Source organism: Micromonospora zhanjiangensis (genome assembly GCF_042650605.1).
GTDB lineage: Bacteria > Actinomycetota > Actinomycetes > Mycobacteriales > Micromonosporaceae > Micromonospora_J > Micromonospora_J zhanjiangensis.
This window is the reverse complement of record NZ_JBHSBN010000019.1, coordinates 42190-68162: the sequence shown is the minus strand read 5'-3', so window position 1 is coordinate 68162 and position 25973 is coordinate 42190. Positions and strand designations below refer to the sequence as shown.

Genomic DNA, 25973 nt, shown 5'->3' with positions numbered 1-25973 from the left:
CTCCAGGCACATCAAGGAGGTACGTGAGGTGATGCCCACCCCGCTCGACCCGCTGGTCGACTTCGACGGCAGATGGACGACCGAACTGGCCGACCGCCTTCTTCCCCGACCGGAACTACCTCTTGTCCGCTACGAATGCATCGACGGCAGGTTGGTAGACGTGCCGACACGGACGATGTCCGACACGTTCGGGGCAGCCACGCTGATCCATCTACTCGGACCCGCCGCCCAAGCCGTCAAATTCTTCGTCTGCGGGCCGGTCAACCTGACCTTCGACACAAGGAAGTGGATTCAGCCGGACGTCACGGTCCTGCACGCGCTGCCGGAGACCGACGAGGAGGACAAGTGGGTGCCGGCGCGGCTCTGCACCTTGGCGGTCGAGTTCGTCTCCGCCGGTAGCCGGAAGCAGGACTTCGTCGGCAAGCCGCGCCGGTGTGCCGAGGGCGGAGTCCCCTACTTCATGCGGGTGGAGATCGCCCGTCGGCTACGGCACGCCTCGGTGGAGTTCCTGACCCTGGTTGACGGGGAGTATCAGCGCACCGCCGAGGCGGTGTGCGGACGGCGACTCCGGGTCAGCCAGCCGTTCGAGATCGACTTCGACCCGCACGACCTGTTGCTCTGACCTGAGCGGCTCCGCGACCTCGACCACGTTGTGGCGGACGCGGACGTGGCGGCTATTCCTCGTCCGGCGCGTCGAGGTGCGGGCGGTGCTCGCGGAGCCAAGCCTCAACGTCCGTCCGACGCCAGATCTGGCCCATCTTGAGCACCTGGTACGGGGCCGGGAAGTCGCGTCGTGAGGCGATGACGCTCGCACGAGCACGCGACACGCCGCCGAGCATGTCCCGGATCTCAGCGATCCCGACGAATTCCACCACGGGTTGACGGTAGGCATTCCCGATTGTCCGACGATCGTAAACAGCGATAGGGGTTGACGATCGATAACGGCGGTAGCACTATCAAGAGATGGCTCATCGTCGTGTGATCAAGCCACCACCCTTCGCCCTCATGCCTTGGCTCCGCCTTGTCGGGCGGTCCGCCTGATGCGCGTTCCGCACGATCCCATCCGGCCCATGTGGCTGTGCCGCTCGTGTGCCCAGCCGTGGCCGTGCGGCGCGGCTCGCCTTGAGCTGTTGCGCGACTACCGGGACTCGATCCTCGGCATGTACGCCTACCTCGCGGCCTGCCTGAACGAAGCCCGTGAAGACCTTCGCGACCTCGCTCCGAGCGCTCCCGCGCCGGACCTCTGGCCGCGTTTCATGGGCTGGCCCCCGACCCGGCGCCGCCGCTACTTCTGACCGTCACCCGCCAAGGCGAGACAGGAAGGCAACGCAGTGCTTCAATCCCTCGTTCTCATGACCGTCGCGGTGCTCGGCTTCGCCGCCGGAATGTTCTTGTTCAAGGTCAAGTCGCGCTGGTGTCGACGGTGCGGAACGACCCTCAACTGCCCCGACTGTGGCGGCCGTAGGTCGCGTCCCCATCCCGGCCGAACGCGCTGGATGAGCGGACTCTGACGATGTCCGCCGATTCCCCCGTCGGCCCGATTCCATCGCGCAAGAGCATCAGCGCTTTTCCGGTATGACACGCCGGCGCGGGGACAGCTTTACAACTGATGCTCTTGAAGCCACCCGACCCACCCGGCCAGACAGCCGCTCGGCCGGACAGTGCGAACCCTGCCCGACCGAGCGGCTGGTTGCTCAGCTCAGGTGGCGGGTGAAGAACCGCACCGCGCTGTCCAACTCGAACTCTGGGACCGCACCGTGCCGGCCCGGGTTGGCGTGCAGGGTCTTCTCCGTCGACCCGAGCGCCTCGAACAGCGCCAGGCTCGTCGCCCGCGGTACCAGTTCGTCGTCCCACTGGACCAGGAACTCCACCGGCACGGTGATCCGCGCGGCGGCCTCGGCCGACGTCTCCGCCCCGTGCAGGCCGAGCACGGCAGCGCGGACGCGGGGTTCGGCGGCCACGAACGGGACGCCCAGCGCGCAGCCCAACGACAGGCCCCGGTAACCGACCGGACCGGCACCGACGTGGTCGAGTTCCTGGAGGGCGGTCACCACCGCCCGCCACTCGGGGACGCTCTGGCCGGCGATGAGGGCGTGCAGTTCGGCGAGCACCGGGGCCACGTCACCGCCGGCCTGCATGCGACCGCGCATCTCGCCGATGAGTCGGTCGTGTTCCGTACTGCGCGGCCGGCCGCCGTGGGCGGGCGCGTCGACGGCCGCCACCGCGAATCCGCATTCGGTCACGAGCCGGTGGGCCTGCGCCACCACGCCGGGTGCCTGCTTGTGCTGGCCGCCGCCGTGTCCGACCAGGATCAACGGTCGGGTGCCGGTGGCACCGTCCGGTGTCCACAGCACGCCGGGAATGTCACCGGAGGTAGCGGGAAGGGTGAAGAGTTGTTCGGTCACGCCGTCGGACGACGTCTGAGAGATGAAGCGCACGCGCGTCTCAGCCTTTCGGGAAGCCTCTTTCGGGCACTCCCTCAGCCGAGTGGGGGAGGGAGGCCCGATCTGTCACCGCGTTGATCGGTCTCACCTCCTCGGGTCGTAGCGGCAGCTGGCGGCGGAATCTAGCACAGCGACCGCCGGGGACCGGGCCGTGCCAAGATGGCCCGTGCGCAACGAGCAACGCCTACCGACCCGGACGCCCGAGTCACGGGCCTTCGCCGAACGCGTCCACCTCGTGATGACTCTGACCTCGCGCCTCAACGCGTTGCCGTTCGACGACCTCGATGCGCGCAGGGCGGTCCTCAACGAGATCTTCGGTGCACCCGTTCCGGACTCCCTGTCCATCCTGCCGCCGTTCTACTGCGACTACGGGCTCGGCGCGTCATTCGGGGAGCGCGTCTTCATCAATCAGGGCTGCTTCTTTCTCGACTACGGGGGCATCACCATCGGGGATCGGGTTCTGATCGGCCCTCGGGTGACCCTGAGCACGGCTGGCCATCCCGTCGAACTCGACGAACGGTACGACTTCATCACGCACGCCCCCATCGTCATCGAGGATGACGTGTGGATCGGTGCCGCGGCCACGATCACCCCCGGAGTGACGATCGGTCGTGGCGCGGTCGTCGGCGCGGGCGCGGTTGTCGCGAAGGACGTACCGCCGCTCAGCGTGGTGACGGCGACCAGCCTGGTGGAACGAAAGCGGCTGAAGCCGCCCGGCGCAACCTGACGGGCCCTACCCGACCGCGGCCTTCAAGACCCACGAGGTGGGCCTGGGGCGGCCGGGGAGGTCGGCCCGACCGGTGGACCAGATCCGGATCATCTCGATCACCGCCTGGTCGACATCACGGCCGTCCATCGGGCTCCGTTCGGTTGCTCGGGGCGAGTCGACGACCGAGTTCCGCCAGCATCGCCACCGTCTCCGCCACCTCGTCCGCCCGGTCGGGGCCGAGCGCGTCGGCGACCGCCGCGTCGATGGTGCTCGCGGCCACCACTCGCTGCCGCTCGGACGGCTCCGCGCTCGGCCGGACCAGCGACCGGCGCCGATCCCGCGGATCGGTGGCCAATTCGACCGCTTTCGCCTCGCGCAGCCGGGCCACCGCACCGGAGACGGCACTCTGCGGCAACCCGGTACGCCGGGCGATCTCGCCGACGGCACTCTCGCCGTGCTGTTCGAGGTCGGCGATGACAATCAGCACCGCTCGATGGCCGCCGGGGTATTCGGGCAGCCCGTCGACCGGCAGTGCCGCCTCACCGATCCGCGTCAAGGCCCGGCCCAGTCGGAACAGATCCACGCCGTTCATGCCGGAAGAATATCATCATTCTTGATGCATCACTTCTGATGCTTTATCGTGGCGACCACACCAACCGGAGGAGCAGCTACATGCCTGGTAGGAATCTCACCGTCCCCGGCGCCGACCTGTACTACGAGATCCGCGGGACCGGGCCGGTGCTGCTGATCGGCAGCAGCGGTGACGGGGACGCCAACCAACTGGACCAACTCGTCACCGAACTGGTCGACCGGTTCACCGTCGTCACGTACGACCGCCGAGGCCTGCGCCGCAGCGTTCTGCGCGACACGTGTGCGCCGATCAGCATCGCGGAGCACGCTGACGACGCGTACCGGCTGCTCGACGCCGTGGCGGACGGACCGGCCGCGATGCTCGGCTGCAGCACCGGCGCGCTGATCGGACTACACCTGGTGGCCCCGCACCCGGACGCGCTCTCCGTGCTGGTGGCGCACGAGCCACCCGTACCGCAGGTGTTACCGCCGGACGAGCGGGCATCCGCCCGGCGGATCCTGGACGACCTGCACGCGACCTACCGGCGGGACGGGTGGCTGACGGCCGTACGCACGATGGGGGACGCCCTCGGCATCGACCCGGCGACCCAGGAGTTGGAGCCGGGAGCGACCCCGGCGCCGATCACGCCGGACCGGGCCGCGGGGTTCGCCTTCCTACTCGACCGGGAGATCCCGGCCATCGTCCGGGAGACGGTGGACACGACCGCCCTGCTCGCCGCGGGTACCCGGATCGTGCCCGCACACGGCAACGCGACGCCCGCGCGGGTCTTCCACCGTCGCTGCGTCGAGGAACTCGGCGCGCTGGTCGGCGCGCCAACCGTCGATTTTCCCGGCGGGCACAACGGCGGCCTCACCCACCCCCGCGCCTTCGCCGACCGGGTGGTGACCCTGCTGGCCGGCATCCGGCCTTGAGACCGTCCCGCCGCTCGACAGGACGGTCAGCGCCGGCGCAGCACCGCGAGGTGCCCCTGCTCGCCCGAGGCGTAGCAGGCGCCGTCGGCCGCGCAGTCGACCGCGTCGTAGCTGACCGGGTCGAATCGGTGCCAGGTCCGACCGCCGTCGCGACTGACGTCGCTGCCGGTCGGGCCGACCGCGAGGACCGTGTCGCCCCGGCGCGGCACCCAGGCCGCACCCGAGCGGTACTCGCCCGGCACGCGGGCCGCGACGGTCCAGGTCCGGCCGCCGTCGCGGCTGGTCGCGGCGCCGTCCGGGGCGGCGGTCGGGTTCTCGTAGTCGCCGCCGACGGCCACGCCGTGCCGCTGGTCGCGGAAGGCCAGCGAGAAGATCCCGGCGGCCGGGCCGCTGGGGATCGGGGTCGAGGTCACCTTCCAGGTACGACCGCGGTCGTCGGTGCGGAACACCCGGGTCGACGCGCCGCCGCCGGTGGCGAACCAGGCCCGGTCCGGCCCGTGGTCGGCGGTCACCAGGCAGGTGCCGCTCGCCGCGAACGCGAACTCCCCGGCCAGCGCGGCCGGCATGCCGGTGGACGGCAGCACCGACCAGGACCGGCCGCCGTCCGCGGTGGACAGGATGCGGAATATGCCGTCCACCGGGTCGGAGAGCGCGATGCCGTGCCGGCGGTCGAAGAAGGGGTCAGCACGACGACGGACAGGACGATCGTGCCGAGCACACGAAGCCGCATGACCCGGCAACCTACCGGACCCCAAGCACTCCCGCCTATGGATCAGCGGGCTCGGCTGGCAGGTGGAGCGGGACCGTCGGACGGTCCCCCGCGCGGCGTACCCGGTGTGTCAACACGAGGACGGATTACCGGCAGGCCAGGAACTGTCAGGATTGTCGACAGACGATCTGTCCACACGGGAGGGCAAATGCGGAGATCAAGGCGAAAGATACTCTCCGCGGCTTGCAGCGGACTGCTGGCCGCGGCGCTGCTCGCCACGGGAGGCGTACCGGCGAGCGCAGTCACCACCGACCCGGCGCAGCGTGGCGGGACGCTGCCCAAGGCGGAACTCACGGCCGGGCTCAAGCGGATCACCGACGAGGGCATGGCCGGGGTGTTCGCCCAGGCGCGGGCCGACCGGGCCGTCTGGAACGGCGCGAGCGGGGTGGCCGACCTGGCCACCGACCGGCCGATGCGGCCGGACGTACGGCACCGGGTCGGCAGCATCACCAAGACGTTCACCGCCACCGCGCTGCTGCAGCTGGTCGGCGAGCGCCGGGTGGAGTTGGACGCGCCGGCCGCCCGCTACCTGCCGGACCTGGCCCCGGCCGGGGTCACCGTGCGGATGCTGATGAACCACACCAGCGGCATCGGCTCGTACGACCGGGTGCTCTTCCCGGACGGCTACGCGGTGGAGAAGAACCGGTACGTCACGTTCACGCCCCGTCAGCTCGCCCGGACCGGGCTGGACATGCCGCCGACCAACGCGCCGGGCGAGAAGTTCGCCTACTCGAACACCAACTACGTCCTGGTCGGTCTGATCATCGAGAAGGTCACCGGGCACGACGCCACCGCGGAGATCACCCGCCGGGTGATCCGGCCGCTCGGCCTGCGGGACACCTACTTCCCCGGAACGTCGCCCCGGATCGCCGGGCCGCACTCCGAGGGCTACGTCCCCTGGTACGACGGCACGCTCGCCGACTTCGCCGAGTACAACATGAGCTGGGCCTGGACGGCCGGCGCCCTGGTCTCCACGGCGGACGACCTGAACCGGTTCTACCGGGCCCTGCTGGGCGGCCGATTGCTGCGCCCCGCACAACTGCGCGAGATGCAACGGACCGTACCGTTCGACGCGGCCTACCCGGAAGCCGGCGGCTACGGGCTGGCCCTGTACTGGATGCCGACCCGGTGCGGACGGGCCTGGGGTCACGACGGGCTGGTGTTCGGGTACAGCACGATCTCCTGGCACTCGGCAGACGGTCGCCGGCAGATGACCCTCGGCGAGAACATCACCCACTACGCGGCACCGGGCCAACCCAACCCGATCCTCGAGGCCACCCTCGACGTCGTCAACACCGCCCTCTGCGGACCCGCCGACGCCGCCCGCACCACGGCGGCACCGGCCCGGGTGGGGACCACGGTGGCCCCAGCCCCCGGCGCCCCCACGCTGATCGCTCCCCTGCCTGGGCAGAGCTGACAGAGAAGATCTTGGCGCGTGGTGGCCCCTGGAGGGACCACCACGCGCCAACTTTCCGGCAGCGTCAGGATCCGACGCGGTAGGCCCGGACGACCGTCTGCTGGACGGTGTTGCCGTCGGTGTCGGCGGCGGAGGTCCGCAGCGAGACGAAGCCGGCCCGGTCGTGCGGCACCCGTGCCTGCCAGCTGCCGCCCTCCCGGACCACCGGCACCCGCCGCCAGGTACGGCCGTCGTCGGAGGAGACCTCGACGGTCAGCGCGGTGATCGCCGGGGCGGCGCTCTCGGCCTGTCGGTGCACCGAGATCCGCACCGGTTGCCGCTCGCCCACCGGCACGGTGTTGCGCAGGTCGACCGGGGCGTCGAGGCTGACGCCCAGCAGTGGTAGCGCCCTGCGGGTCGCCTCGGTCCCGGAGCGGAAGGTCCATGACCCGCTGACGGTGGTGCTCAGCGACCAACTCGGTGAGTTGTGTTGGACCTGGGTCGTCAGCCGGTACCCGGCCGCACCGGACGGCACGCCGAACTGCCCCGATCCGGGCCCGTCGACCGTACCGACCAGTTTCCCGTCCCGGTACAGGCTGGTGGTCCCGGTAAGCGGATACCCGCTGTCGACGATCGGGTGCCCGGCGGCGTCGGTGAAGACCGGCAACGCCACGTCGACCACGTCGTCCTTCCGGCTAACCCACGGGTTGGCGGGATCCGCGCCGGCCACCGCCGGCCCCATTACCGCCTTGCCCCAGACCAGTGCCGGGTTGTTCCCGGCGCGCAGGTCCACCCTGGCGAGGGCCCGCCCCTCCACGTCGTCGTCGCCGACACTGATCCGCCACGTCCCCGGGGTGTAGTACTCGGTCCGGCGCAGCGGTGACGGCACCGATGTCGTGCCGAACACCGCCTGGCGCTCGTCACCGAGCAGCAGGGTCGCGAAGACGTACCGCCACTCGTCGTTGGTGTTGTGGTAGGCGGTCGGGACGGCGGCCAGGTCCGCGGTCGTCGGCCGGTGGTCCAGGCTCGCCGGGATCGACCCGCGCTCCCGGAAACCGAGCACATACCGGTACGGGCTGACCGGGTTGCCGGTCACCGTGGCGGTGGACGTGCCGTCCTCGGCCAGGGCCAGGAGCCGTTCCACGCTGTCGTGCCCGAGTGCGGCGCCGATGGTGGGCAGCGCCAGCGTCTCACCCTGCCACTCGAACCCCTTGGCGGCGATCATCGCCATCCGGGCGCCGCGGTCCTTGAGTTCGCCCACCAGCCGTTCGATCGTGACCCCGTCGTCCAAGCCGTCCGGCGCGGTGAGCACGACCAACCTGCCGCTGACGTCCCCCTTGCCCGGCTCCCCGGAGGGATTGACCGCGACCGTCGCGAGCGGCAGCCGCGCGGTCCCCGTGAACGGCGCCGCTCCCGGCCGCGCCTGCAGCCAGGACGCCAGCACCGGGAAACTCCCGGCGGCGGTGTTTCCGACGAGTTCCAGCTCCGGCCGTTCCAGGACGGCGTTGTCGGCGAAGCTGAACTCGTCCGCCCGGACACCGGGTGCGCTGCCGGCCCAGATCTCGTTGTAGTGGGGGTACGTGGGAGCCAGGATGCCGGAGGAGTTCGGTGCGCCCTTCGCCCGGGCGGTGACGGTGAGGGCCCGCTGACCGTCGGTCGCCGCAGGCTGGTCGGCCACCCCGAGCGGCACCGGGTGGGCCCAGCGGGTGTCCAGGGTGACGGTGGTCTTCCCGGCGACGGTGACCTGCGGGGTGGCCACCAGTGCCCACACCGGACCGGCACCGGCACGCGTGGTTTGGTCGTCGGCGAGGAACGCGTACCGGCCGGCGGGCAGGGTGCCGGATTCCGCTCCGAAGACGTGCTCCACGACGTCCGGCGAGTCCAGGCCGACGATCATCGTGTGCGCGCTGTCGCTGACCGCGCCGTCGCGGTCCAGCACCCGGACGTCGACGGTGTGCTCCTGCGCCCGCTGCCGTACCGCGACGGGGGTCCGCAGGGTGACGCCGTCGGCGGTGGCGGTCAGCAGCCCGGCGTACGACCCGGGCCGGTCGCGCCCGGTGAACCGCACCGGCACCGCGGCCGTGCCGTGGGCCGGCACGGTGAGGGTGGTCGCGCCGAGCGCGGCGAGACCGTCCGGCGCCGGTCGACCGGCGAGATCGGCCAGGCTCAACGCCAGTCTCAACGTGACCGGCGCCGCACCGTCGTTGCTGTACCTGACGTCCTGCGGGTCACTCTTCGCCCGCCACGGCAGGTCGACGCTCAGGCTGGCCGAACCGACCCGGACCGGTTGGGTGACCGCCCGCCCCACGTCGAGCCGGCCGGCGCCGACGTCGAAGACCCGGGCGTCCCGGGCCGGCGCGGCGCTGGCCACCAGGGCCGCCTTGAGCTGGGCACCGGTCCAGTCGGGGTACTGCTGGGCCAGGATCGCGGCCGCGCCCGCCACGTGCGGTGCCGCCATCGAGGTGCCGGACATCGGTACGTAGTCGGCCTCCCCGCCGATCTCGGGAGAGGTGCCCGTCGCCCGGGCGGCCACGATGCCCTCGCCCGGTGCGGCCAGCTCCGGCTTCATCGCGCCGTCACCGAACCGGGGCCCCCGGCTGGAGAACGCGCTGATCCGGTCCGTCCGATCCACACTGGACACGGCCAGGGCGGCGCTCGCGGCGGCCGGTGAGGACACCGGCGCGTACGCGCCGTTGTTGCCGGCGGCGGCCACGAACAGCACCCCGCGTTCCGCGCTGAGCTGGTCGACCGCCTGACTGACCGGGTCGGTGCCGTCGGTTTCGCCCGCGCCGAGGCTCAGGTTGACCACCTTGGCGCCGGCCTCGGTGGCCGCCCACTCCATGCCGGCGAGGATGGCGTCCTCGGTGCCCCAGCCGTCGTCGCCGAGGACCTTGCCCACGGCCAGCTTGGCGTCCGGTGCCACCCCGCGACGCCGGCCGCCCGAGGCGGCGCCCGAGCCAGCGACCGTGCTCGCCACGTGGGTGCCGTGGCCGTAGCGGTCGTCGACGCCGGTCGAGTCCGAGAAATTCTTCGCCACCGACACCCGGCCGGCCAGGTCGGGGTGGTCGGTGTCGTAGCCGGAGTCGAGCACGGCCACCGTGACGCCCTTGCCGGTGTACCCGGCCCGCCAGGCGGTCGGCGCGCCGACCTGCGGCACGCTGCGCTCCAGGCTGGCCCGGTAGCGGGCGTTGAGCCAGACCTTCCGGACACCGGCGGTCAGGGTGCGCGCCTTCGGGTTCGCCTGCCGGAGCAGATCGGTCCAGAATCGGGTGGCGTCCGCCTTCGGCTGGTCGTTGGCGGTCAGCCTCAGGTGCGGCAGGGTCCGGCGGGCCTTCGTACCGCCCAGCGGGCGGGCGGTGCGGGCGGTGGCGGTGTCGGCGTACTGGACCAGCAGCGGGGTCACCGTGCTGCCGCCGTCGTCGTAGCCCTGCCGGGCCAACTCGGTGACGTCGAACAGGCGCTGGTCGAGCAGGCCGCTCCTGATCAGCGGTACCGCGTCGGTGGGTACGGCGTACCAGTCGCCGGCGCGCTGATAGCGGGCGATCGGCACCTGGCGCGCGGCCCGGCCGACCGTACCGGTGGGTGGGGCGGTGACCAGGGTGGGCTCGCCGGTGGCGCCGAGGCGTACCACGTCCCCGGTGAGCAGGGTGACGGTCCGGCCGCCGGCGGCGACGGGGGCGGAGGGCGGGGCGGAAGAAGGCGGGGAGGCGCCGGCCGGGCCGGTGACCGCGAGGAGGCCGGCGGTGGTCGCACCGGCGACCAGGACCGCGACGGTCCTTCGGATGGTGGATGACATCGTTCTCCCGTTCTGACTCGGACGGCGTCCGGCCCGGTGCCGGAGGCCCGTCGTCGGGGCGGGCGGGCCACCGGGGGAACCGGCGGCCCGCGCCTCGGTGCTGCTCGTCCGGTCCCGGGTCAGCCGGTCTGGCCGACCTTGTCGACGACCGTGTTCTCGATGACCTCCCACCAGGTGACGGTGCCGACCGGCACGCCCCTGGCGGCCTTGACCTGAACCGTCCGGAACCCGATGAGCCGGCGTCCGGTGGTATCGAAGACGAGGTCCTCGCGCGACGTCGGGTCCTCGGTCGCCTCACCGACGCGGCCCACCGCGATACCCCGCTGGCCGCCCATGTCGACCTGCCCGGCGGCCCGCTGCACGCCGGGGATCAGCGCCAGGGCCCGGTAGAGCGCGGCCCGCAGGTCCGGCGGGATGATCCCGTCGGCATGGTTGAACAGCTCCTTGATCGCCTGGAAGACCTGCTGGTCGGGCGAGTGCTTGTTGTGGTCGCCGACGATGGTGCGCAGCGTGACGAGCAGCCGTACCGGGTCGGTGGGCAGGCTCGCGAGGTATTCCGGCGAGGGGTGGAACAGCTCGCCCGGGTCGCGTGCCACGCCGCAGGTCGTGCAGTCCGGAGGGAGGGGCTGGTCCGGCGCCGGTCCGTCGTCCGTGACCTCGGGCGGGGCGTTGAGGTCGTACTTCAGCTTCCGGATCGCCTCGGCGTCGGCCGGGGTGAACGGCCTGCGCTGCGCGCCGTCCGTCCGGCGCATCCGCTGCGTCTTCATGCCGTGCGGGTCGAACCACCCCTGGTACTCGTAGGACTGGATGATTCGGGCCGTGAGTCCACCCCCTTCGACGTCCCCCACCATCGACAGGTGCGCACCCGTGCTGTGGTAGTAGATGTACTGGCCGGGACGGATCGACAAGGGCTGGTTGCTCGGCGCGGCCTCCGCCGCGAGCTGCAACACCATCCGCGCGTCGGCCCCGTCGGCGATGACCGTCACGCCCGGCTCCGACCGGACCGGACCGCTCGGCGCCGTCGCGGGAGAACCACCGAGCATCGGTACGGCCACCGCGGCGGCCAGGGCGCCGGTGAGCCCGATCCCGGCCAGCGGCCACCACCGGCCCAGGGCCGCCTTCCGGCCCCGGTAGCCGGCCGGCCGGCGCGCCGGTTCGCCGGTCGCCCGGTCCAGCAGCGCCGCCCGGGCCCGGTCGGTCGCCCGCGCCGACGGCTCCCGTGCCACATCCATCGATTCCCGGATCAGTTGGACCTCGTCCATCTCAGTCCTCACAGCTCTGCTCGTCATAGCTCTGTCCTTCGGGTGTCTCGTCGCCGCGGGCGGGTCGCTGTCCACCGCGAGTGGGTCGCAGGTCGTCACGGGTCGGATCGACGCCGCCCATCGCCTGGCGGATCTTCCGCCGCGCCCGGTTGAGCCGGGAGCAGACGGTGCCGTAGGGGATCCCCAGCGCGGCGGCGACCTCGCCGTAGTCGAGGTCGCCGAACGCGACGAGCAGGATCACGTCCCGGTCCTTGGCCGACAGCGACGCAAGCGCGGCGGCCAGCGCGCGCTGGGTGTGCTGGGCGCTGACCCGCGCGGCCACCAGGTCGTCGTGGTCGGCGGTGAAGGGTTCCTTGGGCGCCCGGGCCAGGGCCCGGTACCGGCGTTCCTCGGTCCGGTGGTGCCGGCGGATCAGGTTGGTGGCGATCCCGTACAGCCAGGCCCGGACGTGCCCGCCGCCGGTCTCCGGGTCGGGATCGAAGCGGGCCCGCTTGTCGAACGCCACCAGGAACGTCTCGGCCGCCAGGTCGTCGGCGAGGTCCGGGCCGAGCCGGTTCGCGACCAGCCGGTGGATCTCCCGGTGGTACCGGTCGAAGAGCCGGGCGAAGTGTTCCGGCTCGGTGCGGGACTGTCTGAGCAGGACGACGTCGTCCTGCCGGGTCTGGTGCGGTGATGCGATCACGTCGGGTGCCCCGTCATGCGTGGTCCCTCCATATGCGACGCGTCCAGGTCACCCGTGTACGCCCGATCGCCGCCGACCCCTTCACGCGACCGTCCGGAAATTTTTCAGCTTTGCGATACAAACTACTTCGGCTTTGTAGTGTAAAGTTCTTTGCGTGAACCTCGACGACGACGAACTCCCGCCGACCGACCCGGCCGAGACGCTCCGGCTGATCCGCGAGCAGCAGGCCGAGGCGGCCCGCCGACTCACCCCCGACCAGCGCCTCTACTACTGGCCCTGGGGAATCGCCTGGCTGATCGGCTTCGGCCTGTTCTTCCTGCGCTACGGCCCGGACGGCCGGGTCTTCGTCGACCTGCCCGACTGGCTGCCGCTCGCCGTGCTGTTCGCCCTGCTGATCGCCGCCGGCATCTTCTCCGGCGTGGCCGGCGGCAAGGCGTCCGGGCAGGTCGTCGGCGACTCCAACCGGCGCGGCGCCTGGTACGGCTTCGCCTGGTTCCTCGGCTACACGGCGGTGATCGCGGTGAACGTACGCGTGTCCGGGCACCTGACCACCGACCTCGCCGGCCTGCTCTGGGCGGCGAGTTCGGTCGGTCTGGCCGGGGCGTTGCAGATGGCCGGCGGCGCGATCTGGCTGGACCGCGACCTGTTCGTGGTCGGCGCCTGGGTGACGGTGCTCAACATCGTCGGCGTCGTGGTCGGACCGGGCTGGCACTCGCTGATCGTCTCGGTGGCGGGCGGTGGCGGGATGCTGCTGGCCGGCGCCCTGACCCAGGTGCGGCGCCGGACGGCGGCCCGATGACCGACCGGGGCGCGCGACCCGGCCAGGTGCCGACGTGAGCGGCCCACCCGAACTCGATCCGGTGATCCACGCGCAGGCCCGGCTGCGGGTGGTGGCCACGCTGTCGACCCTCAACGAGGGCGACCGGATCGCCTTCCCCCGGCTGCAGGAGATCCTCGCGATGACCGCCGGCAACCTCTCCGTCCACCTGCGCAAGCTGGAGGACGCCGGCTACGTCGAGGTCACCAAGACCCACCACGGTCGTACGCCGGCCACCCTGGCCCGGTTGAGCCGGCGTGGTCAGGCCGCCTTCGAGGAGTACACCGCCGCCGTGCGGGCCCTGCTCGACCCCGTACCCCCCACGGACCCGCAACCCGAGGAGCAGACATGATCCTGGCCCGCGCGATCGGCGTCACCCGCCGGTACGGCGACGTCACCGCCCTGCACGACGTCCACCTGGACATCCCCGCCGGCACGGTGACCGGCCTGCTCGGGCCGAACGGCGCCGGCAAGAGCACCCTGCTGAACCTGCTCGTCGGCCTGCGTCGGGCCACCGCCGGCCGGATCGAGCTGTTCGGCGGGGATCCCCGCGATCCGGCCCGGCGCCGCCTGCTCGGGATGACCCCGCAGGAGACCGGCCTGCCGGGCACCCTCCGGGTCGGCGAGGTGGTCGACTTCGTCTCCGCGCACTACCCGGACCCGGTGCCGCGCGCCGAACTGCTCGACCGGTTCGGCCTGGCCGACCAGCACCGCAAGCAGACCGGCGGGCTGTCCGGCGGGCAGAAGCGGCGCCTGGCCGTGGCGCTCGCCTTCGTCGGCCGACCGCGGCTGGTGGTCCTCGACGAGCCGACCACCGGGCTGGACGTCGAGGCCCGCCGCGCGCTGTGGGACGCCATCGGGTCGTTCCACGCCGACGGCGGGACGGTGCTGATCAGCAGCCACTACCTGGAGGAGATCGAGGCGTTGGCGCAGCGGGTGGTGGTGATCGGCCAGGGCCGGGTGCTCGCCGAGGACACCGTCGAGGCGGTACGCGGCCTGGTCGGCGTCCGGCGGGTCAGCCTGACCACCGCCGAGCTGCCCGACCTGCCCGGGGTGCTCGGCGTCGAGCGGGCCGAGGGGCGTACCCACCTGCTGACCGCCGACGCGGACCAGTTGGTCCGCGACCTGGTCGGCACCGGCGCGGCCTTCTCCGGGCTGGAGGTCCGGCCCACCTCGCTGGAGGAGGCATTCCTGACCATCACCGCCCGCGGCGACCAGCCGCTGGCCGACACCGTCCGCGGCGACCAGCCGCTGGCCGCCTGACCCGGAGGGAACCGCCGTGCCACTCGCTCTCGTACACGCCAGATACCAGCTGCTGGAGACCGTCCGGATCCCGATCGCCGTGGTCGGCAGCGCGTTCTTCCCGGCCGCCTCGATGCTCTTCTTCGTGGTGCCGTTCGCCGGTGACGACCCGCGCGGCGCCACCCTGGCCACCGCGTCGATGGTCACCTTCGCGGTGATGAGCGCCAACATCTTCCAGTACGGCATCGGGGTGGCCGAGGACCGGGCGCAGCCCTGGGACCCGTACACCCGGACCCTGCCCGTCGGGCCGTTGCCCCGGTTCGCCGGACGGGTGCTGGCCGGTCTGGTGCTGACCTTCATCTCGCTGATACCGGTGGTGGTCATCGCGGCGGTGGCCACCGCGGCCACGATCACGGCCGGCGCGTTGCTGGCGGCGCTCGGCACCATCCTGCTGGTCTCGGTGCCGTTCACCCTGCTGGGCCTGACCATCGGGTACGCCCTGCCGAGCAAGGCGGCGATCGCGGTGGCCCAGATCGTTTTCTTCCCGCTCGCCTTCGGCGGGGGCCTGCTCTCCGCGCCGGGTCGGGCACCCGGCTTCATCGAGACGATCGCGCCGTTCCTGCCCACCCGGGGCGCCGTCGAGCTGATGTGGGCGGCGGTCTCCGACTTCCCGGTTCGCCCGCTGTCGCTGGCCATGCTGGGCGTCTGGATCGTGCTGCTCGGCTCGCTCGCCGTCTTGGCCTACCGCCGCGACGAGGGCCGCCGCTTCCACTGACCCCACCCACCCACCCCACCCCCGGCCCTGAAGCGTTGATCATGAAGTTGTTGTCGCGACACGCCGAACGGGGTGACAACAACTTCATGATCAACGGGGGTCAGGGGGTAGGGGTGGGCGGGGCGCTCCCCTCGTGCGCCCCGACCACCCGGCGGGTGGGGGTCCGGTCAGGGGGCGCGGACCGGGACCACCAGGGGGCCGTGGCCGCCGTTGATGACGCGGACGCGGGCGCGGTAGTGGACGGCGAGCAGTTCCTCGGTGAGGACGGCGCGGGGTGGACCGGCCGCGACCACCCGACCGCCGTCGAGCAGCACCAGTCGGTCGGCGTACTCGCCGGCGACCGAGAGGTCGTGCATGGTGGCCAGCACGGTCAGCCCGTGCTCCCGGCGCAGCCGGTCGACCAGCTCCAACACCTCCTGCTGATGGCCGATGTCCAGGGCGCTGGTCGGCTCGTCGAGCAGCAGCAGGGTGGCGCCCTGGGCCAGCGCCCGGGCCAGGAACACCCGCTGCCGCTCGCCGCCGGACAGGGTGGCCAGCGCCCGGTCGGCGAACCGGGCCAGGTCGAGCAGGTCCAGCACCCCCCGTACGGCGGTCAGGTCGGCGGCCGACTCCCGGCCCAGCGGGGCGATGTACGGGGTACGGCCGAGCAGCGCGTAGTCGAACACGGTCATGCCGGGCGGCACCACCGGGGACTGCGCCACGGTCGCCACCACCCGGGCCCGCTCGCGGCGACGCAACTGGCCGCCGGGCGTACCGAACAGGGCCACCGACCCGGCGGTGGCGGTCAGCAGGCCGCCGACCACGCGCAGCAGGGTCGACTTGCCGGCGCCGTTCGGACCGATCACGGTGACCCACTCGCCGGCCGCCACCGTGAGGTCGACCCCGGCCAGGACCGGCACCCCGCCGAGGGTGACCCGCAACCCGGCGACCGCGACGGCGGGCGCGGCGGCCTCGACAGCAGCCGGCGGACCGGGCACGGTCGGCGTGGCAGCCGGCCGATCGGGCACGTTGGGCGGAGGGACGATCGGTCCGGTCATGTCAGGACCCGCTTCGCGGTGCGCAGCACCAGGACGAAGAACGGCGCGCCGAAGAAGGCGGTGACCACCCCGATCGGGATCTCCACCGGGGCGGCCGCGGTGCGGGCCAGCACGTCGGTGAGAGCCAGGAACGCGCCGCCGAACAGCAGCGACAACGGCAGGATGGACCGGTAGCTGGCCCCGCCGAGCAGCCGTACCGTGTGCGGGACGATCAGGCCGACGAAGCCGATCAGCCCGGACACCGAGACCGCCGCGGCGGTGCCCAGCGACGCGGCGGCGACCAGCAGGTACCGGGACCGTTGCGGGTGCAGGCCCAGGCTGGCCGCCTCGTCGTCGCCCACCGACAACACGTCCAGCTCGCGCCGGTGGGCCAGCACCACGACGGCGGTGACCGCCGCGTACGGCAGCACCAGCAGCACGTCGTGCCAGCCGGCGGTGGCCAACCGACCGAGCAGCCAGCTGTAGACCTCGCGGATCGCGTCCGCGTGCCGTTGCAACAGGTACGTCTGCCCGGCGGCCAGGAACGCCGACACCGCCACCCCGGCCAGGATCAGCGTGGCCGGCGATCGGTCCCGCCCGCCGGCCGCCCCGAGCAGGTACGTCAGCAGCACCGCCCCGGTCGCCCCGACGAACGCGGCCAGCGGCACGGTGGCCGGCAGGTCCGCGGTCACGTCCCCGGTGCCGCCGAGCCGCAGCGTGATCACCACGGTCACCCCGAGACCCGCACCGGCCGCCACCCCGAGCAGGTGCGGGTCGGCCAGCGGGTTGCGGAAGACGCCCTGGTAGCAGCCGCCGGCCAGGGCGAGCATCCCGCCGACCAGCAGGCCGAGCACCACCCGGGGCAGCCGGAGCTGGGTGACGATGGCCGCCTCCTGCTCGGTCAGCCCGCTGCGCAGGTGGACGCCCGGCAGCAGGTTGGCCACCTCCAGGGCGACGCTGCCCGGGGGCAGACTGACCGGCCCGAAGGCGAGCCCGGCGAGCCCGGCGACCAGCACCGACAGCACGCCGAGCAGGAGCCAGCGGGGTCGCAGCCCGGCCGGCCGGCCCGGCCGTACCGGATCGGTCCGGTCCCGGCGACGGCCCGGCGGCCGACCCGCCGGGCCGGGCCGGTCGGACCGCGGCGGTGCCGGGGTGGGGATCCCGGTCGGCTGACCGGGACCCTCACCGACCGCGGTCACGGCGGGCCTTCGTCACGCCGGCACCTTGGCGACGGCCTCGACGATGGCGCGGACCAGGTCAACCACCCGCGGTCCCCAGCGGGACGCGACATCGTCGTCGAGCGGGACGATCCGGTCGCCCTTCACCGCGCTGATTCCGGCCCAGCCGGTCCGCGCCTTGACCGTCGCGGCGGACTGCTGGCAGCACTTGGTGTCGGCCAGGAAGACGAAGTCCGGGTTCGCCTTGATCAGCGCCTCCGCGGAGAGCTGGGGGTAGTCGCCGCCGCCGGCGGTGTCGGCGACGTTGGTCAGGCCGGCCAGCGCGAACAGCGAGCCGATGAAGGTGCGGCTGGTCACCGTGTAGTACGTCGGGTCCAGCTCGTAGTAGTACGTCGGCTTCGTCGTCCGCTGCGGCAGGTCCTTGACCAGCTTGTCGATGTCGCCCTTCATCCGGGTCACCAGGTCGGTGGCCTCCTTGGCGTGCCCGGTGAGCCGGCCCAGCTCGTCGACCTGCCGGTACGCGTCGTCCAGCGTCTTCGGCGCCGCCGCGAGGTAGACCGGGACCTTCAGCTTGGTGAGCTGCTCGGTGATCTTGTTGGTGTCGTTCGAGATCACCACCAGGTCGGGAGTCTTCTCGGCGATCGCCTCGGCGTTCGGCTGGAAGCCGGACAGCTTGCTCTTCGGTGCGTCGGCCGGGTAGTTGGACTGGTCGTCCACGGCGGTGACCTGCTGGCCGGCGCCGATGGCGAAGACCGTCTCGGTGGCGGCCGGCGACAGCACCACGATCTTCTCGGGCCGCTTGGCCAGCGTGACGCTGCCCACCGTCACCGGGAACGCGGCCGCGGTGTCGCCACTCGCGGCCGGTTCGGGCCGGTTGTCGGCGCAGGCACCGAGGGTGAGGGCCGCCGCGGTGATCGCGGCGGTCAGGAACGCGGACGTACGTCTGCTCATCGGTCCTCCTGTCGGTCGAGGAGCTGGTGCTTCGCCGACAGGGGCGCCGCGGGTGTCCGGGGCGCTCCGCCTGCGAGGCGCCCTTCCTCGAAGGCGCTGTTCGCGACCGCGCCGCAGGCGACCTGGCTCGTCCGGCCCGGGACCCGGGCCGGCATCACAGTTGCGGGACAGCGCCGGTTTTCCACCGGCTTCGCTGCGGTGCAGTCGGGTAGCACGGTAGCGCACCGGCACCCGGAGATGTTGATCGAGAACCGTTCGGTGACCGGGGCCTCCCGCAGGCCAGCCGGGGGGTGTAGCCGTTGGTGGCGGCCATCTGCCGGCCGATGGTGGCGAAGGTGTTGTACTGGTCCGCCGTCATCCCGGTCGGGGTGTTGGCGGTGGTCCAGCCGAACGGCCAGAGCACATGCCTTCCCTTGGGGTCATGCCGAAGTGATCGTCATTGGCAAAGAGTTTCTACTTCGTGGACTCTGGCGAAACTTCCCTCCAGGCGGGATAGTGACCGCAGAACCCGATCCCCCGTACCCGCGGAGTTCTGATGGTCATACACGCACGGGCCGGCGGACGTACCCTCGCCGCGGCCACCGCCCTCACCCTGCTCGGCATGGCGGCCCCGAGCCCGGCGGCCGCCGCGCCCCCGGTGAGCCACGACGAGCAGATCACCTGGCAGGCCACCGACAGCTATCCGGAATGGCGCGGCGGCACGCACGACGGCACCGTCGCGATCCCCGGCGTCCGGACCGGGATCACCATGCTGCGGCCGGCCGGCAGCACCGACTACACCGACCCGCACACCGGCGTCACCCGGACCTGGAAGTACGCCACCTGGACCTCGCCGGTCACCCGGGTCGGCTTCGACGCGACCGAACTGGTCGCGTCGTGGAACGCCGAGACCCCGGCCGGGACCTGGATCCAGGTCGAGCTGCAGGGCACCTACAACACCGGCGGAACGACCCCGTGGTACGTCATGGGCCGCTGGGCCTCCGGCGACCAGGACATCAAGCGGACCAGTGTGGACGGGCAGGGCGACCCGTACTCGTCGATCTGGACCGACACGTTCTCCATCGACGACGCGGCGGCCGGCGTGCTGCTGCGCGCGTACCAGCTCCGGCTCACCCTGTACCGGGCGCCCGACCAGCTACGGGCGCCGCGGGTCTGGTCCCTCGGCGCGATGGCCTCCGCCGTGCCGGACCGGTTCACCGTCCCGGCCAGCGCCGGCCACATCGCCTGGGGCACCGAGCTGGCGGTACCGCGCTACTCGCAGAACATCCACCGCGGCCACTACCCGGAGTACGACGGCGGCGGCGAGGCCTGGTGCTCGCCCACCTCCACCGAGATGGTGGTCGAGTACTGGGGGCGCAAGCCGTCCGCGCAGGACACCTCCTGGGTCGACCCGAGCTACCCGGACCCGACCGTCGACCACGCCGCCCGGATGACCTACGACTACCAGTACGAGGGCGCCGGCAACTGGCCGTTCAACACCGCCTACGCCGCCTCGTACCCGGGGCTGGACGCCAAGGTGACCCGGCTGCACTCGCTGGACGAGGTGGAACGCTTCATCGCCGCCGGGATCCCGGTGGTGACCAGCCAGTCGTTCCTGGCCAGCGAGTTGGACGGGGCCAACTACGGCACCTCGGGCCACCTGTTCGTGGTGGTCGGCTTCACCGCCGACGGCGACGTGGTGGTCAACGACCCGGCCTCGTCCTCCGACGACGCCGTGCGCAACGTCTACAAGCGCGCCCAGTTCGAGCAGATCTGGCAGCGGACCAAGCGGATCAACGCCAGCGGCAAGGTCTCCAGCGGCACCGGCGGCATCGCGTACCTGATCAAGCCGTGGTGGAAGCCCTGGCCGAAGGTGGCCGGCTCGACCAACTGGTGAGCCGGTAACGGAGCCCGGTGGATCCTCCCTCGGTCAACGGCGCCCGGGGGAGGATCCATCGTCGTCCTCGCCGACCGGTCGGGAGTCGGCGGGTCCACCGTCGCCCGCGCCGGCCGGTCCGGGGTCACCGGCCAGCGCCGAGCGCAGCCGGTCCTTCTCGGCCCTGCGCCGGGCCGCCGAGCCGGCCCACTGCTCGGCCGTCTCGTCCCGCCAGCGGCGCAGCAGGAAGAACGAGGCCGTCGCCGAGAAGGCCAACGCCACCAGCAGCTTGACGAACAGGTTCAGCTCGACCGGCCACAGGGCCGCCAACACCACCAGGAACAGGCCGAGCCGGCCCAGCGTGTACTTCACCGCGGGACTCATCCGTCTTCTCCGTTCAGCCGTTGCGACTCAGCCGGTGCGGCGGGCCAGCCACCGGACCACCGGGAACCAGATCACCGCGTACACCAGGGCGAACACCGCCGCGGCGAGGCTGCCGGAGCCCAACGGCGGCAGGGCGTTCGCCGCACCGGCGGTGAGCAACCCGGCCAGCACGCCGGCCGCCGCGGCCAGGGCCGCCGCGACCACCCGGGCCGCGCCGAAGCTCCAGGCCCGGAAGTCGTCGACGAACAACCAGATCGGCAGGATCACCGCGAGCCAGCCGTTGGCCCGGCCGAAGTGCCCCGCCCCGACCAGCGCGAAGGCCCAGTCGAAGACCACCAGCGCCAGGATCCCGACGACCACGCCGGCCAGGCTCACCCCGACCAGGTCGGGCAGGGCCGCGATGCGGCCCTCGTCGTCCCGGCGCGGAAATCCGCCCCGCTCGCTCTGCTCGCTCATGACGTCCCGAGGGTACGTGAGCAGCCCGACCGCCCGACCACGGACCGGCCGGACCGGTCCTGCGCCACCCGTACGGCGGTCAGGCCCACACCCGTTGCGGCTCGGACCGGCGCCGGGCCAGCGGCGCCGGCGGTTCGTACTCCCGGACGACCCGGTAGTCCTCGTCCCGCTCGACCGGCTGGAAGCCGGCGTCCCAGATCAACGTGGTCAGTTCCTCGGGTCCGGTGCCCTCCGGCACCCCGGCCAGCGCGTCCACGCCGAAGTTGAAGGCGAGTTGGGCCAGCGACGGTCCGTGCCCGGCCAGGTCGCAGGCCAGGTGCGGGACGTTGTCGAGCAACAGCCGGGCGACCGCGAAGGTACGCAACGACCCGGCCGGCGACTCCCCGGCCGACTGGTCGGCCGGTCGATCGGCCGGCTCGTCCCGGTCCGGGCCGGCCAGGACGACGGCCGCCAGGACACCGGTCTCGTCCTGCACCTCGCGCAGTCGCAGTAGCTGGTCGAGCCGCTCGTCCGCGTCGGCGGCGTGGCCGGGCAGGACGGCGGTGAGCCGCGTCCCGGGCGACCGGCGGGCCCGTTCCCGCAGCGACTCCAGGTGTTCCGTCCAGGACGCGCCGGACGCGGGGAGGCCGGTCGGGGCCGACGGGAACAGCACCCGACGGTCGCTGGTCGCGGTCCGCCGCCGGTGGGCCAGGCCACCGAGCCAGATCAGGTCGTCACCCGACCAGAGCGCCGCGCCGTCCGCGCGGTCGAGCCGCTCGCCCGCGTCGACCTTTCGCGCCAACTCGCGCCTGTGCCCCGCGTCCATTTACCCACCCCTCACCGCGACCGGTCCGCTCGCCGCTCCCGCCCGCGGACGTGCCTGCTCCCGCCCGCGAAGACGCCCGGTCGAGCGTACGCGGCCCAGCCGGGACGGCGGCCGGGTGGCCGAGGCGGTGCGCCGGAAGTTCAGCAAGCTCTCAGCTTGCCGTGACCCATCGGCGGATGACAACGACCCACATATTGAGGTAAGACAAAGTGGGACGAGGGACACCACCGATGACGAGACGTCGCGACACGATCGCGGCGCGCCGTCGCCAGACCGACCGGGGAGCGGGATGACGAGGAACAGAAGCAGGCGGCAGGGACGACTGAGGGAGATCATTCTTCCGGTACTGCGGCCGCTGCTCTGGTCCACCGTCCTCGGAGCCGCGGTCGCCTTCGCCTTCGCGAACCCGGTCTACGCCGATCCGGCGCTGCCCGGCACCGTCCCGGACGTCGGCGCCCGGCCGGCGCCGATCGGCGCGGTGCAGTTGCCCGGCCAGGTGACACCGACCGGTCCGAACGCCGGCAGCCTGCCGGTGGTGCCCGGTCTCGGGACCAGCCCGCTGGCCGGCCAGCTCGCGGCGCTGGAGACCGAGGTCGCGACCCTCGGCGACCAACTGCTCACGCTGCGCCAGGATCGGGACACCGCGGACGCCGCCGTACTGGCCGCCCGGGGCGAGGTGGACACGGCGACCGCCAAGCTGGCCCAGGCCTCGAAGGCCGCCGAGGACGCGGCCGGCAAGGCCCTCAAGGAGGCGGCCGCGTTGCCGCCCGGCGCCTTCGGCTCCGACCTGCACGGCCTCGGCGAACTCAGCCGGATCCAGCGGGGCCAGCCGAACGGCACGGATCTCACCGCGCAGAACCGGGAGGTGGCGCTGGCCCAGACCGCTCTCCAGGCGGCCAACGCCAAGCTCGCCGACGCCACCGGCCGGCAGACCACCGCCACCGCCGACTTCACCCGGGCCGAGCAGCACTACCGGCAACGCGAGTCCGCGCTGCTCGCCCTGCGCAAGCAGAACCAGACCGAACTGCTCCGCCTCGAACAGGCGCGGGACGCCGCCGAGCAGAAGCTGGGCGCCGGTTACCTCGACGGCAGCAGCATCGCCGGCATGGCCGCCGACCCCCGCGCGCTGGCCGCCGTCCGGTACGCGCTGGCGCAGCTCGGCGACCCGTACGTGTGGGGGGCGGAGGGGCCGAACCAGTTCGACTGCTCCGGCCTGATGTGGGCGGCGTACCGGACGCCGGCGGCGGGTAGTTACCAGCTACCCCGGGTGGCCAAGGACCAGTACGCCGCCACCCAGAGCCGTCGGGTCGATCCGTCCGCCCTGCTCCCCGGCGACCTGCTCTTCTTCGGCCCGAGCGCGAGCGGCGTCCACCACGTCGGGATGTACATCGGCGGCGGCCGGATGGTGCACGCCCCGACCAGCGGTGACGTGGTCAAGATCGCGCCCGTCTGGTGGTCGCACTTCTTCGCCGCGACCCGGATCTACGGCGCGATCCCGGCGCCCAAACCGCCGGCCACCCCCAAGCCGCCCACCAGCCCCACGCCGCCCGCCTCGCCCAAGCCCACCCCGACGCCGACGAAGCCGAGCCCCACCCCCACCAAACCGAGCCCGACGCCGACCCTGCCGACCCGGCCGACCGGGCCGACCACGCCACCGACGACACCGTCCACCCAGCCGACCCCGACGACCGGTCCGAGCGGTGGTGAGACCACCCCGTCCGGCCAGCCCAGCTCGCTCGCGCCGAGTGGCGAGACGTCGGCGAAGCCCGTGAGCACCACCCCGACCGCAGGTTCCTGACGCCGGCGCCGCCCGGCTCCGGCCCGGTGGCGGAACGGTCGGCCGGAAACTGATAGTTGTGCGGACGATCGGGGTACCACCAGGGTGGCGACCGGCGCGGCGGTGCCGTCCGGCGGAGAATGACCGAAGCCGGCCGGCCCGCCGCGAGCACCGGTGGACGGCACGCGAGAATTGAATGACGCGGGTCCGGCGCCACCGGTCCCGGCTCGGGGCGCGGGAGGCGACGATGGGCGAGAAGCAGGTTGCACCGCAGGTCGACGACGTGCGCGCCGACGGTGGACCACCAGCGGATCACCCGACGTCGGTCGACACCGGGTCGTCCACCGAACCGGCCACCACCACGCCGCCCGCCCGGGACGACGAGCCCACCCCCGGAGCCGAACCGGCCGTGGCAACCACCGACGAGCCGACCCCGGCCGACACGGCGCAGACCGGCGCCACGTCGGCCGAGGACGCGCCGGCCCTGGTCGGCGCGGAGCAGGCCGGTGCCACGTCCGGCGAGGACAAGCCGGAACCGGCCGACGCGGTGGTCGCGGGTGGCGCGGTGGCGGTCGGAACCGCCCGGGTGGTGGCTACCGTCCGGGCGACGGGCGCCGCCGCCGGGGGCAGGCGGGCACGCGGTCGGGCGACCGTCCCCAGGGGTGGTTCCACCGAACCGGCCGGACCACCCGCCGGAGCCGCGTTGCCACCCGGAGCGGCGACCACCTACCGGGGCGGCGGTTCGGACGGCGGTCCGATGCCGGCGATCCCCCGTCAGCGACGGGAATCGGATCCGCTCACCCCGCCCACCGCTACCGCCCCGGCCGAGCCCGACCCGGCCGAGCCCGACCCGGCCGAGGTCGACGCGAGCCAGACCGACCAGGCCGAAGCCGACGCGGCCAAGCCCGACCCGGCCGAAGCCGACGCGAGCCAGACCGACCAGGCCGAAGCCGACGCGAGCCAGACCGACCAGGCCGAAGCCGACGCGATCCAGCCCGACCCGACCGAAGCCGACCCGGTCCAGGCCGACGCGGCGCAGGCCGAGCCGGTCGAAGCCGAGGCGGTCACGGACGAGCCGGCCGAGGCCGAGTCGGTTGGTGCCGCGAGCGGGACGGTCCAGCCGCCGGCCGGCGTCACCGCTCCCCGGCCGCTCATCCCGACCCAGCGTGGCGCTCGGCGGGGCGGTGCCGGCAGCCGGGGGAAGGCGACGGTGCCGCAGACGTACCGGATCTCGCTCGACGAGGCCGAAGCTGCCACGCCGAGCCGTCCCACCGGGCCCACGATCTACGGACGGACGGACCAGGACTCGGCGCGGCAGGCCCCGGCCGGTGCCGCCTCGGTCGGCGGGCTCACCGCCGACGAGGCTGCGAGCGGACCGGCGGAGCCCGCCGAACCGCCGAAGCCCGCCGAACCGGCGAAGCCGGTGGAACCGCCGAAGCCGGTGGAACCGCCGGACCCCGCGCCGGCCCCACCCGGCCCGGGTCCGGCGCCCGATCCGTTTCCCGTGCCGCCGGCACCGGCACCGGTTCCGGTCCCCGAGCCGAACCCGGTTCACCCCGCCCCGGCGCCGGACCCCGGGCCCACCCCGCCCGGACCGGTGCCCCCCGGACCGGTTCCGCCCGGGCCGGTGCCCCCGGGGCCGATCCCGCCGCCCGTACCGCCGGTCCCGCCGGCGCCCGCGCCGCCCGGTCCGATGCCGGTGCCGCCGTTCCCGCCGCCACCGGCGATGGACCGGACGGCCGCCGCGCGGCCGGCGTCGGCGCCGCCGGCCGCTCCGACCGCCGCTTTCCAGGGTTGGTCGCCGCCGGCCGACGACGCCGCGGCCCGGCGCGGGAGCGCCGCCGTCCCGCGTCCGACCGGGCCGTCCGAGCAGGACCGGCCCGGCACGGTGTACGGCGGCAACGGCTACTCCGACATCGGCCAGATGACGGTCATGAACGTGCCGAATCCGGTGGAGAACTCGGGCTCGCTCACCGGCCACATCCTCGCCCAGGGCTGGGCGGACACCACGAGTTCGAAGGGCAGTACGGCGAAGGCGATCGTGGTGCTGCTGATCGGGCTGGGTGTCCTGGTCCTGATCGGTCTGGTCGTGGCGTTCTCCGCGGGCGACCTGTTCAACAGTCTCTTCGGTGGGCTGCTGAAGCACTGATCGATCG

Annotated in this window: 24 protein-coding genes, 2 pseudogenes and 1 riboswitch; of the genes and pseudogenes, 12 read left to right on the top strand and 14 right to left on the bottom strand. The window is 72.9% G+C overall.

The genetic code is table 11. From position 1 onward, the window contains the following. The first annotated feature begins 31 nt into the window (after nucleotides 1-31). Entirely contained in the window at nucleotides 32-622 is a 591-nt protein-coding gene (locus ACFOX0_RS23590) for a Uma2 family endonuclease (protein ID WP_377549835.1), read from the top strand. Nucleotides 623-674: 52 nt separating this feature from the next. Here the strand turns inward: ACFOX0_RS23590 and ACFOX0_RS23585 are convergent, their stop codons facing one another. Further along, on the bottom strand, nucleotides 675-875 hold the full coding sequence (locus tag ACFOX0_RS23585; protein ID WP_377549719.1) for a hypothetical protein: 201 nt from the start codon (nucleotides 873-875) through the stop codon (nucleotides 675-677). A 255-nt stretch (nucleotides 876-1130) separates the two neighbouring features. On the opposite strand from ACFOX0_RS23585, the gene ACFOX0_RS23580 reads away from it, so the two are divergent. Further along, complete coding sequence (locus ACFOX0_RS23580; RefSeq protein WP_377549717.1) at nucleotides 1131-1295, top strand: hypothetical protein; 165 nt, start codon at nucleotides 1131-1133, stop codon at nucleotides 1293-1295. A 399-nt stretch (nucleotides 1296-1694) separates the two neighbouring features. Here ACFOX0_RS23580 and ACFOX0_RS23575 read toward each other — a convergent pair whose 3' ends face one another. Then, nucleotides 1695-2438 (bottom strand): alpha/beta hydrolase, encoded by a 744-nt coding sequence (locus tag ACFOX0_RS23575; protein ID WP_377549715.1) that lies wholly within the window; start codon nucleotides 2436-2438, stop codon nucleotides 1695-1697. 172 nt (nucleotides 2439-2610) lie between these two features. Here ACFOX0_RS23575 and ACFOX0_RS23570 point away from each other — a divergent pair, with 172 nt between their 5' ends. After that, a complete protein-coding gene (locus tag ACFOX0_RS23570; RefSeq protein ID WP_377549713.1) occupies nucleotides 2611-3171 on the top strand; it encodes a DapH/DapD/GlmU-related protein in 561 nt (186 codons plus the stop codon). 115 nt (nucleotides 3172-3286) lie between these two features. Here ACFOX0_RS23570 and ACFOX0_RS23565 read toward each other — a convergent pair whose 3' ends face one another. Beyond that, nucleotides 3287-3745 carry a MarR family winged helix-turn-helix transcriptional regulator gene (locus ACFOX0_RS23565; RefSeq protein ID WP_377549712.1) on the bottom strand — a complete coding sequence of 153 codons (459 nt, stop codon included), beginning with the start codon at nucleotides 3743-3745 and terminating at the stop codon, nucleotides 3287-3289. An 80-nt stretch (nucleotides 3746-3825) separates the two neighbouring features. On the opposite strand from ACFOX0_RS23565, the gene ACFOX0_RS23560 reads away from it, so the two are divergent. Then, nucleotides 3826-4656 carry an alpha/beta fold hydrolase gene (locus ACFOX0_RS23560; protein WP_377549710.1) on the top strand — a complete coding sequence of 277 codons (831 nt, stop codon included), beginning with the start codon at nucleotides 3826-3828 and terminating at the stop codon, nucleotides 4654-4656. A 26-nt stretch (nucleotides 4657-4682) separates the two neighbouring features. Here the strand turns inward: ACFOX0_RS23560 and ACFOX0_RS23555 are convergent, their stop codons facing one another. Beyond that, entirely contained in the window at nucleotides 4683-5294 is a 612-nt protein-coding gene (locus tag ACFOX0_RS23555; protein WP_377549708.1) for a WD40/YVTN/BNR-like repeat-containing protein, read from the bottom strand. Between the two features lie 279 nt (nucleotides 5295-5573). On the opposite strand from ACFOX0_RS23555, the gene ACFOX0_RS23550 reads away from it, so the two are divergent. Further along, nucleotides 5574-6842, top strand: coding sequence for a serine hydrolase domain-containing protein (locus ACFOX0_RS23550; RefSeq protein WP_377549706.1), 1269 nt, complete (start codon nucleotides 5574-5576; stop codon nucleotides 6840-6842). A 64-nt stretch (nucleotides 6843-6906) separates the two neighbouring features. On the opposite strand, the gene ACFOX0_RS23545 is transcribed toward ACFOX0_RS23550, so the two are convergent. The 3 genes from ACFOX0_RS23545 to ACFOX0_RS23535 form a co-directional block, all read right to left on the bottom strand. After that, nucleotides 6907-10617, bottom strand: coding sequence for a S8 family serine peptidase (locus tag ACFOX0_RS23545; RefSeq protein WP_377549704.1), 3711 nt, complete (start codon nucleotides 10615-10617; stop codon nucleotides 6907-6909). A gap of 119 nt (nucleotides 10618-10736) precedes the next feature. Next, entirely contained in the window at nucleotides 10737-11891 is a 1155-nt protein-coding gene (locus ACFOX0_RS23540) for a CU044_5270 family protein (RefSeq protein ID WP_377549702.1), read from the bottom strand. Then, nucleotides 11881-12561, bottom strand: a complete 681-nt coding sequence (locus tag ACFOX0_RS23535; protein ID WP_377549701.1) for an RNA polymerase sigma factor — start codon at nucleotides 12559-12561, stop codon at nucleotides 11881-11883. The genes ACFOX0_RS23540 and ACFOX0_RS23535 overlap by 11 nt, the downstream gene beginning before the upstream one ends. A 154-nt stretch (nucleotides 12562-12715) precedes the next feature. Between ACFOX0_RS23535 and ACFOX0_RS23530 the strand changes: the two genes are divergently transcribed. The 4 genes from ACFOX0_RS23530 to ACFOX0_RS23515 are packed head-to-tail and all read left to right on the top strand — an operon-like array spanning nucleotide 12716 to nucleotide 15395. Beyond that, the gene (locus ACFOX0_RS23530; protein ID WP_377549699.1) at nucleotides 12716-13360 is read left to right on the top strand and encodes a transporter; all 645 of its coding nucleotides are present in this window, start codon (nucleotides 12716-12718) and stop codon (nucleotides 13358-13360) included. 34 nt (nucleotides 13361-13394) lie between these two features. Next, a complete protein-coding gene (locus ACFOX0_RS23525) occupies nucleotides 13395-13730 on the top strand; it encodes a transcriptional regulator (RefSeq protein WP_377549697.1) in 336 nt (111 codons plus the stop codon). Beyond that, nucleotides 13727-14641 (top strand): ABC transporter ATP-binding protein, encoded by a 915-nt coding sequence (locus ACFOX0_RS23520; protein WP_377549695.1) that lies wholly within the window; start codon nucleotides 13727-13729, stop codon nucleotides 14639-14641. The genes ACFOX0_RS23525 and ACFOX0_RS23520 overlap by 4 nt, the downstream gene beginning before the upstream one ends. 16 nt (nucleotides 14642-14657) lie before the next feature. Then, a complete protein-coding gene (locus ACFOX0_RS23515) occupies nucleotides 14658-15395 on the top strand; it encodes an ABC transporter permease (protein WP_377549693.1) in 738 nt (245 codons plus the stop codon). A 167-nt stretch (nucleotides 15396-15562) separates the two neighbouring features. Here ACFOX0_RS23515 and ACFOX0_RS23510 read toward each other — a convergent pair whose 3' ends face one another. From ACFOX0_RS23510 to ACFOX0_RS23500, 3 genes are read right to left on the bottom strand one after another with little or no spacing between them, the layout of a single operon-like run. Continuing rightward, nucleotides 15563-16432, bottom strand: a complete 870-nt coding sequence (locus ACFOX0_RS23510) for an ABC transporter ATP-binding protein (protein ID WP_377549691.1) — start codon at nucleotides 16430-16432, stop codon at nucleotides 15563-15565. Next, the gene (locus ACFOX0_RS23505) at nucleotides 16429-17571 is read right to left on the bottom strand and encodes a FecCD family ABC transporter permease (RefSeq protein ID WP_377549833.1); all 1143 of its coding nucleotides are present in this window, start codon (nucleotides 17569-17571) and stop codon (nucleotides 16429-16431) included. Before ACFOX0_RS23505 ends, ACFOX0_RS23510 begins: the two co-directional genes overlap by 4 nt. 51 nt (nucleotides 17572-17622) lie before the next feature. Then, complete coding sequence (locus ACFOX0_RS23500; RefSeq protein WP_377549689.1) at nucleotides 17623-18540, bottom strand: ABC transporter substrate-binding protein; 918 nt, start codon at nucleotides 18538-18540, stop codon at nucleotides 17623-17625. A 121-nt stretch (nucleotides 18541-18661) separates the two neighbouring features. Continuing rightward, nucleotides 18662-18729, bottom strand: a riboswitch (cobalamin riboswitch). Nucleotides 18730-19075: 346 nt separating this feature from the next. On the opposite strand from ACFOX0_RS23500, the gene ACFOX0_RS23495 reads away from it, so the two are divergent. Beyond that, nucleotides 19076-20416: a C39 family peptidase gene (locus ACFOX0_RS23495; protein ID WP_377549687.1), complete on the top strand. Its 1341-nt coding sequence runs from the start codon at nucleotides 19076-19078 to the stop codon at nucleotides 20414-20416. Nucleotides 20417-20449: 33 nt separating this feature from the next. Here the strand turns inward: ACFOX0_RS23495 and ACFOX0_RS23490 are convergent, their stop codons facing one another. The 4 genes and pseudogenes from ACFOX0_RS23490 to ACFOX0_RS23475 form a co-directional block, all read right to left on the bottom strand. Further along, nucleotides 20450-20779, bottom strand: coding sequence for a DUF4229 domain-containing protein (locus ACFOX0_RS23490; RefSeq protein WP_377549686.1), 330 nt, complete (start codon nucleotides 20777-20779; stop codon nucleotides 20450-20452). A gap of 27 nt (nucleotides 20780-20806) precedes the next feature. After that, nucleotides 20807-21235 (bottom strand): hypothetical protein, encoded by a 429-nt coding sequence (locus ACFOX0_RS23485; RefSeq protein WP_377549684.1) that lies wholly within the window; start codon nucleotides 21233-21235, stop codon nucleotides 20807-20809. Nucleotides 21236-21314: 79 nt separating this feature from the next. Beyond that, nucleotides 21315-21440 (bottom strand): annotated as a pseudogene (locus tag ACFOX0_RS23480) (aminofutalosine synthase MqnE); the annotation flags it as partial. A 39-nt stretch (nucleotides 21441-21479) separates the two neighbouring features. Beyond that, a pseudogene (locus ACFOX0_RS23475) lies at nucleotides 21480-21614 on the bottom strand (aminofutalosine synthase MqnE); the annotation flags it as partial. Between the two features lie 715 nt (nucleotides 21615-22329). Here ACFOX0_RS23475 and ACFOX0_RS23470 point away from each other — a divergent pair. Both ACFOX0_RS23470 and ACFOX0_RS23465 read left to right on the top strand, forming a co-directional pair. Beyond that, nucleotides 22330-23838, top strand: a complete 1509-nt coding sequence (locus tag ACFOX0_RS23470; RefSeq protein ID WP_377549682.1) for a C40 family peptidase — start codon at nucleotides 22330-22332, stop codon at nucleotides 23836-23838. Between the two features lie 226 nt (nucleotides 23839-24064). Beyond that, nucleotides 24065-25966 (top strand): hypothetical protein, encoded by a 1902-nt coding sequence (locus ACFOX0_RS23465; protein ID WP_377549680.1) that lies wholly within the window; start codon nucleotides 24065-24067, stop codon nucleotides 25964-25966. Nucleotides 25967-25973: the final 7 nt, after the last annotated feature.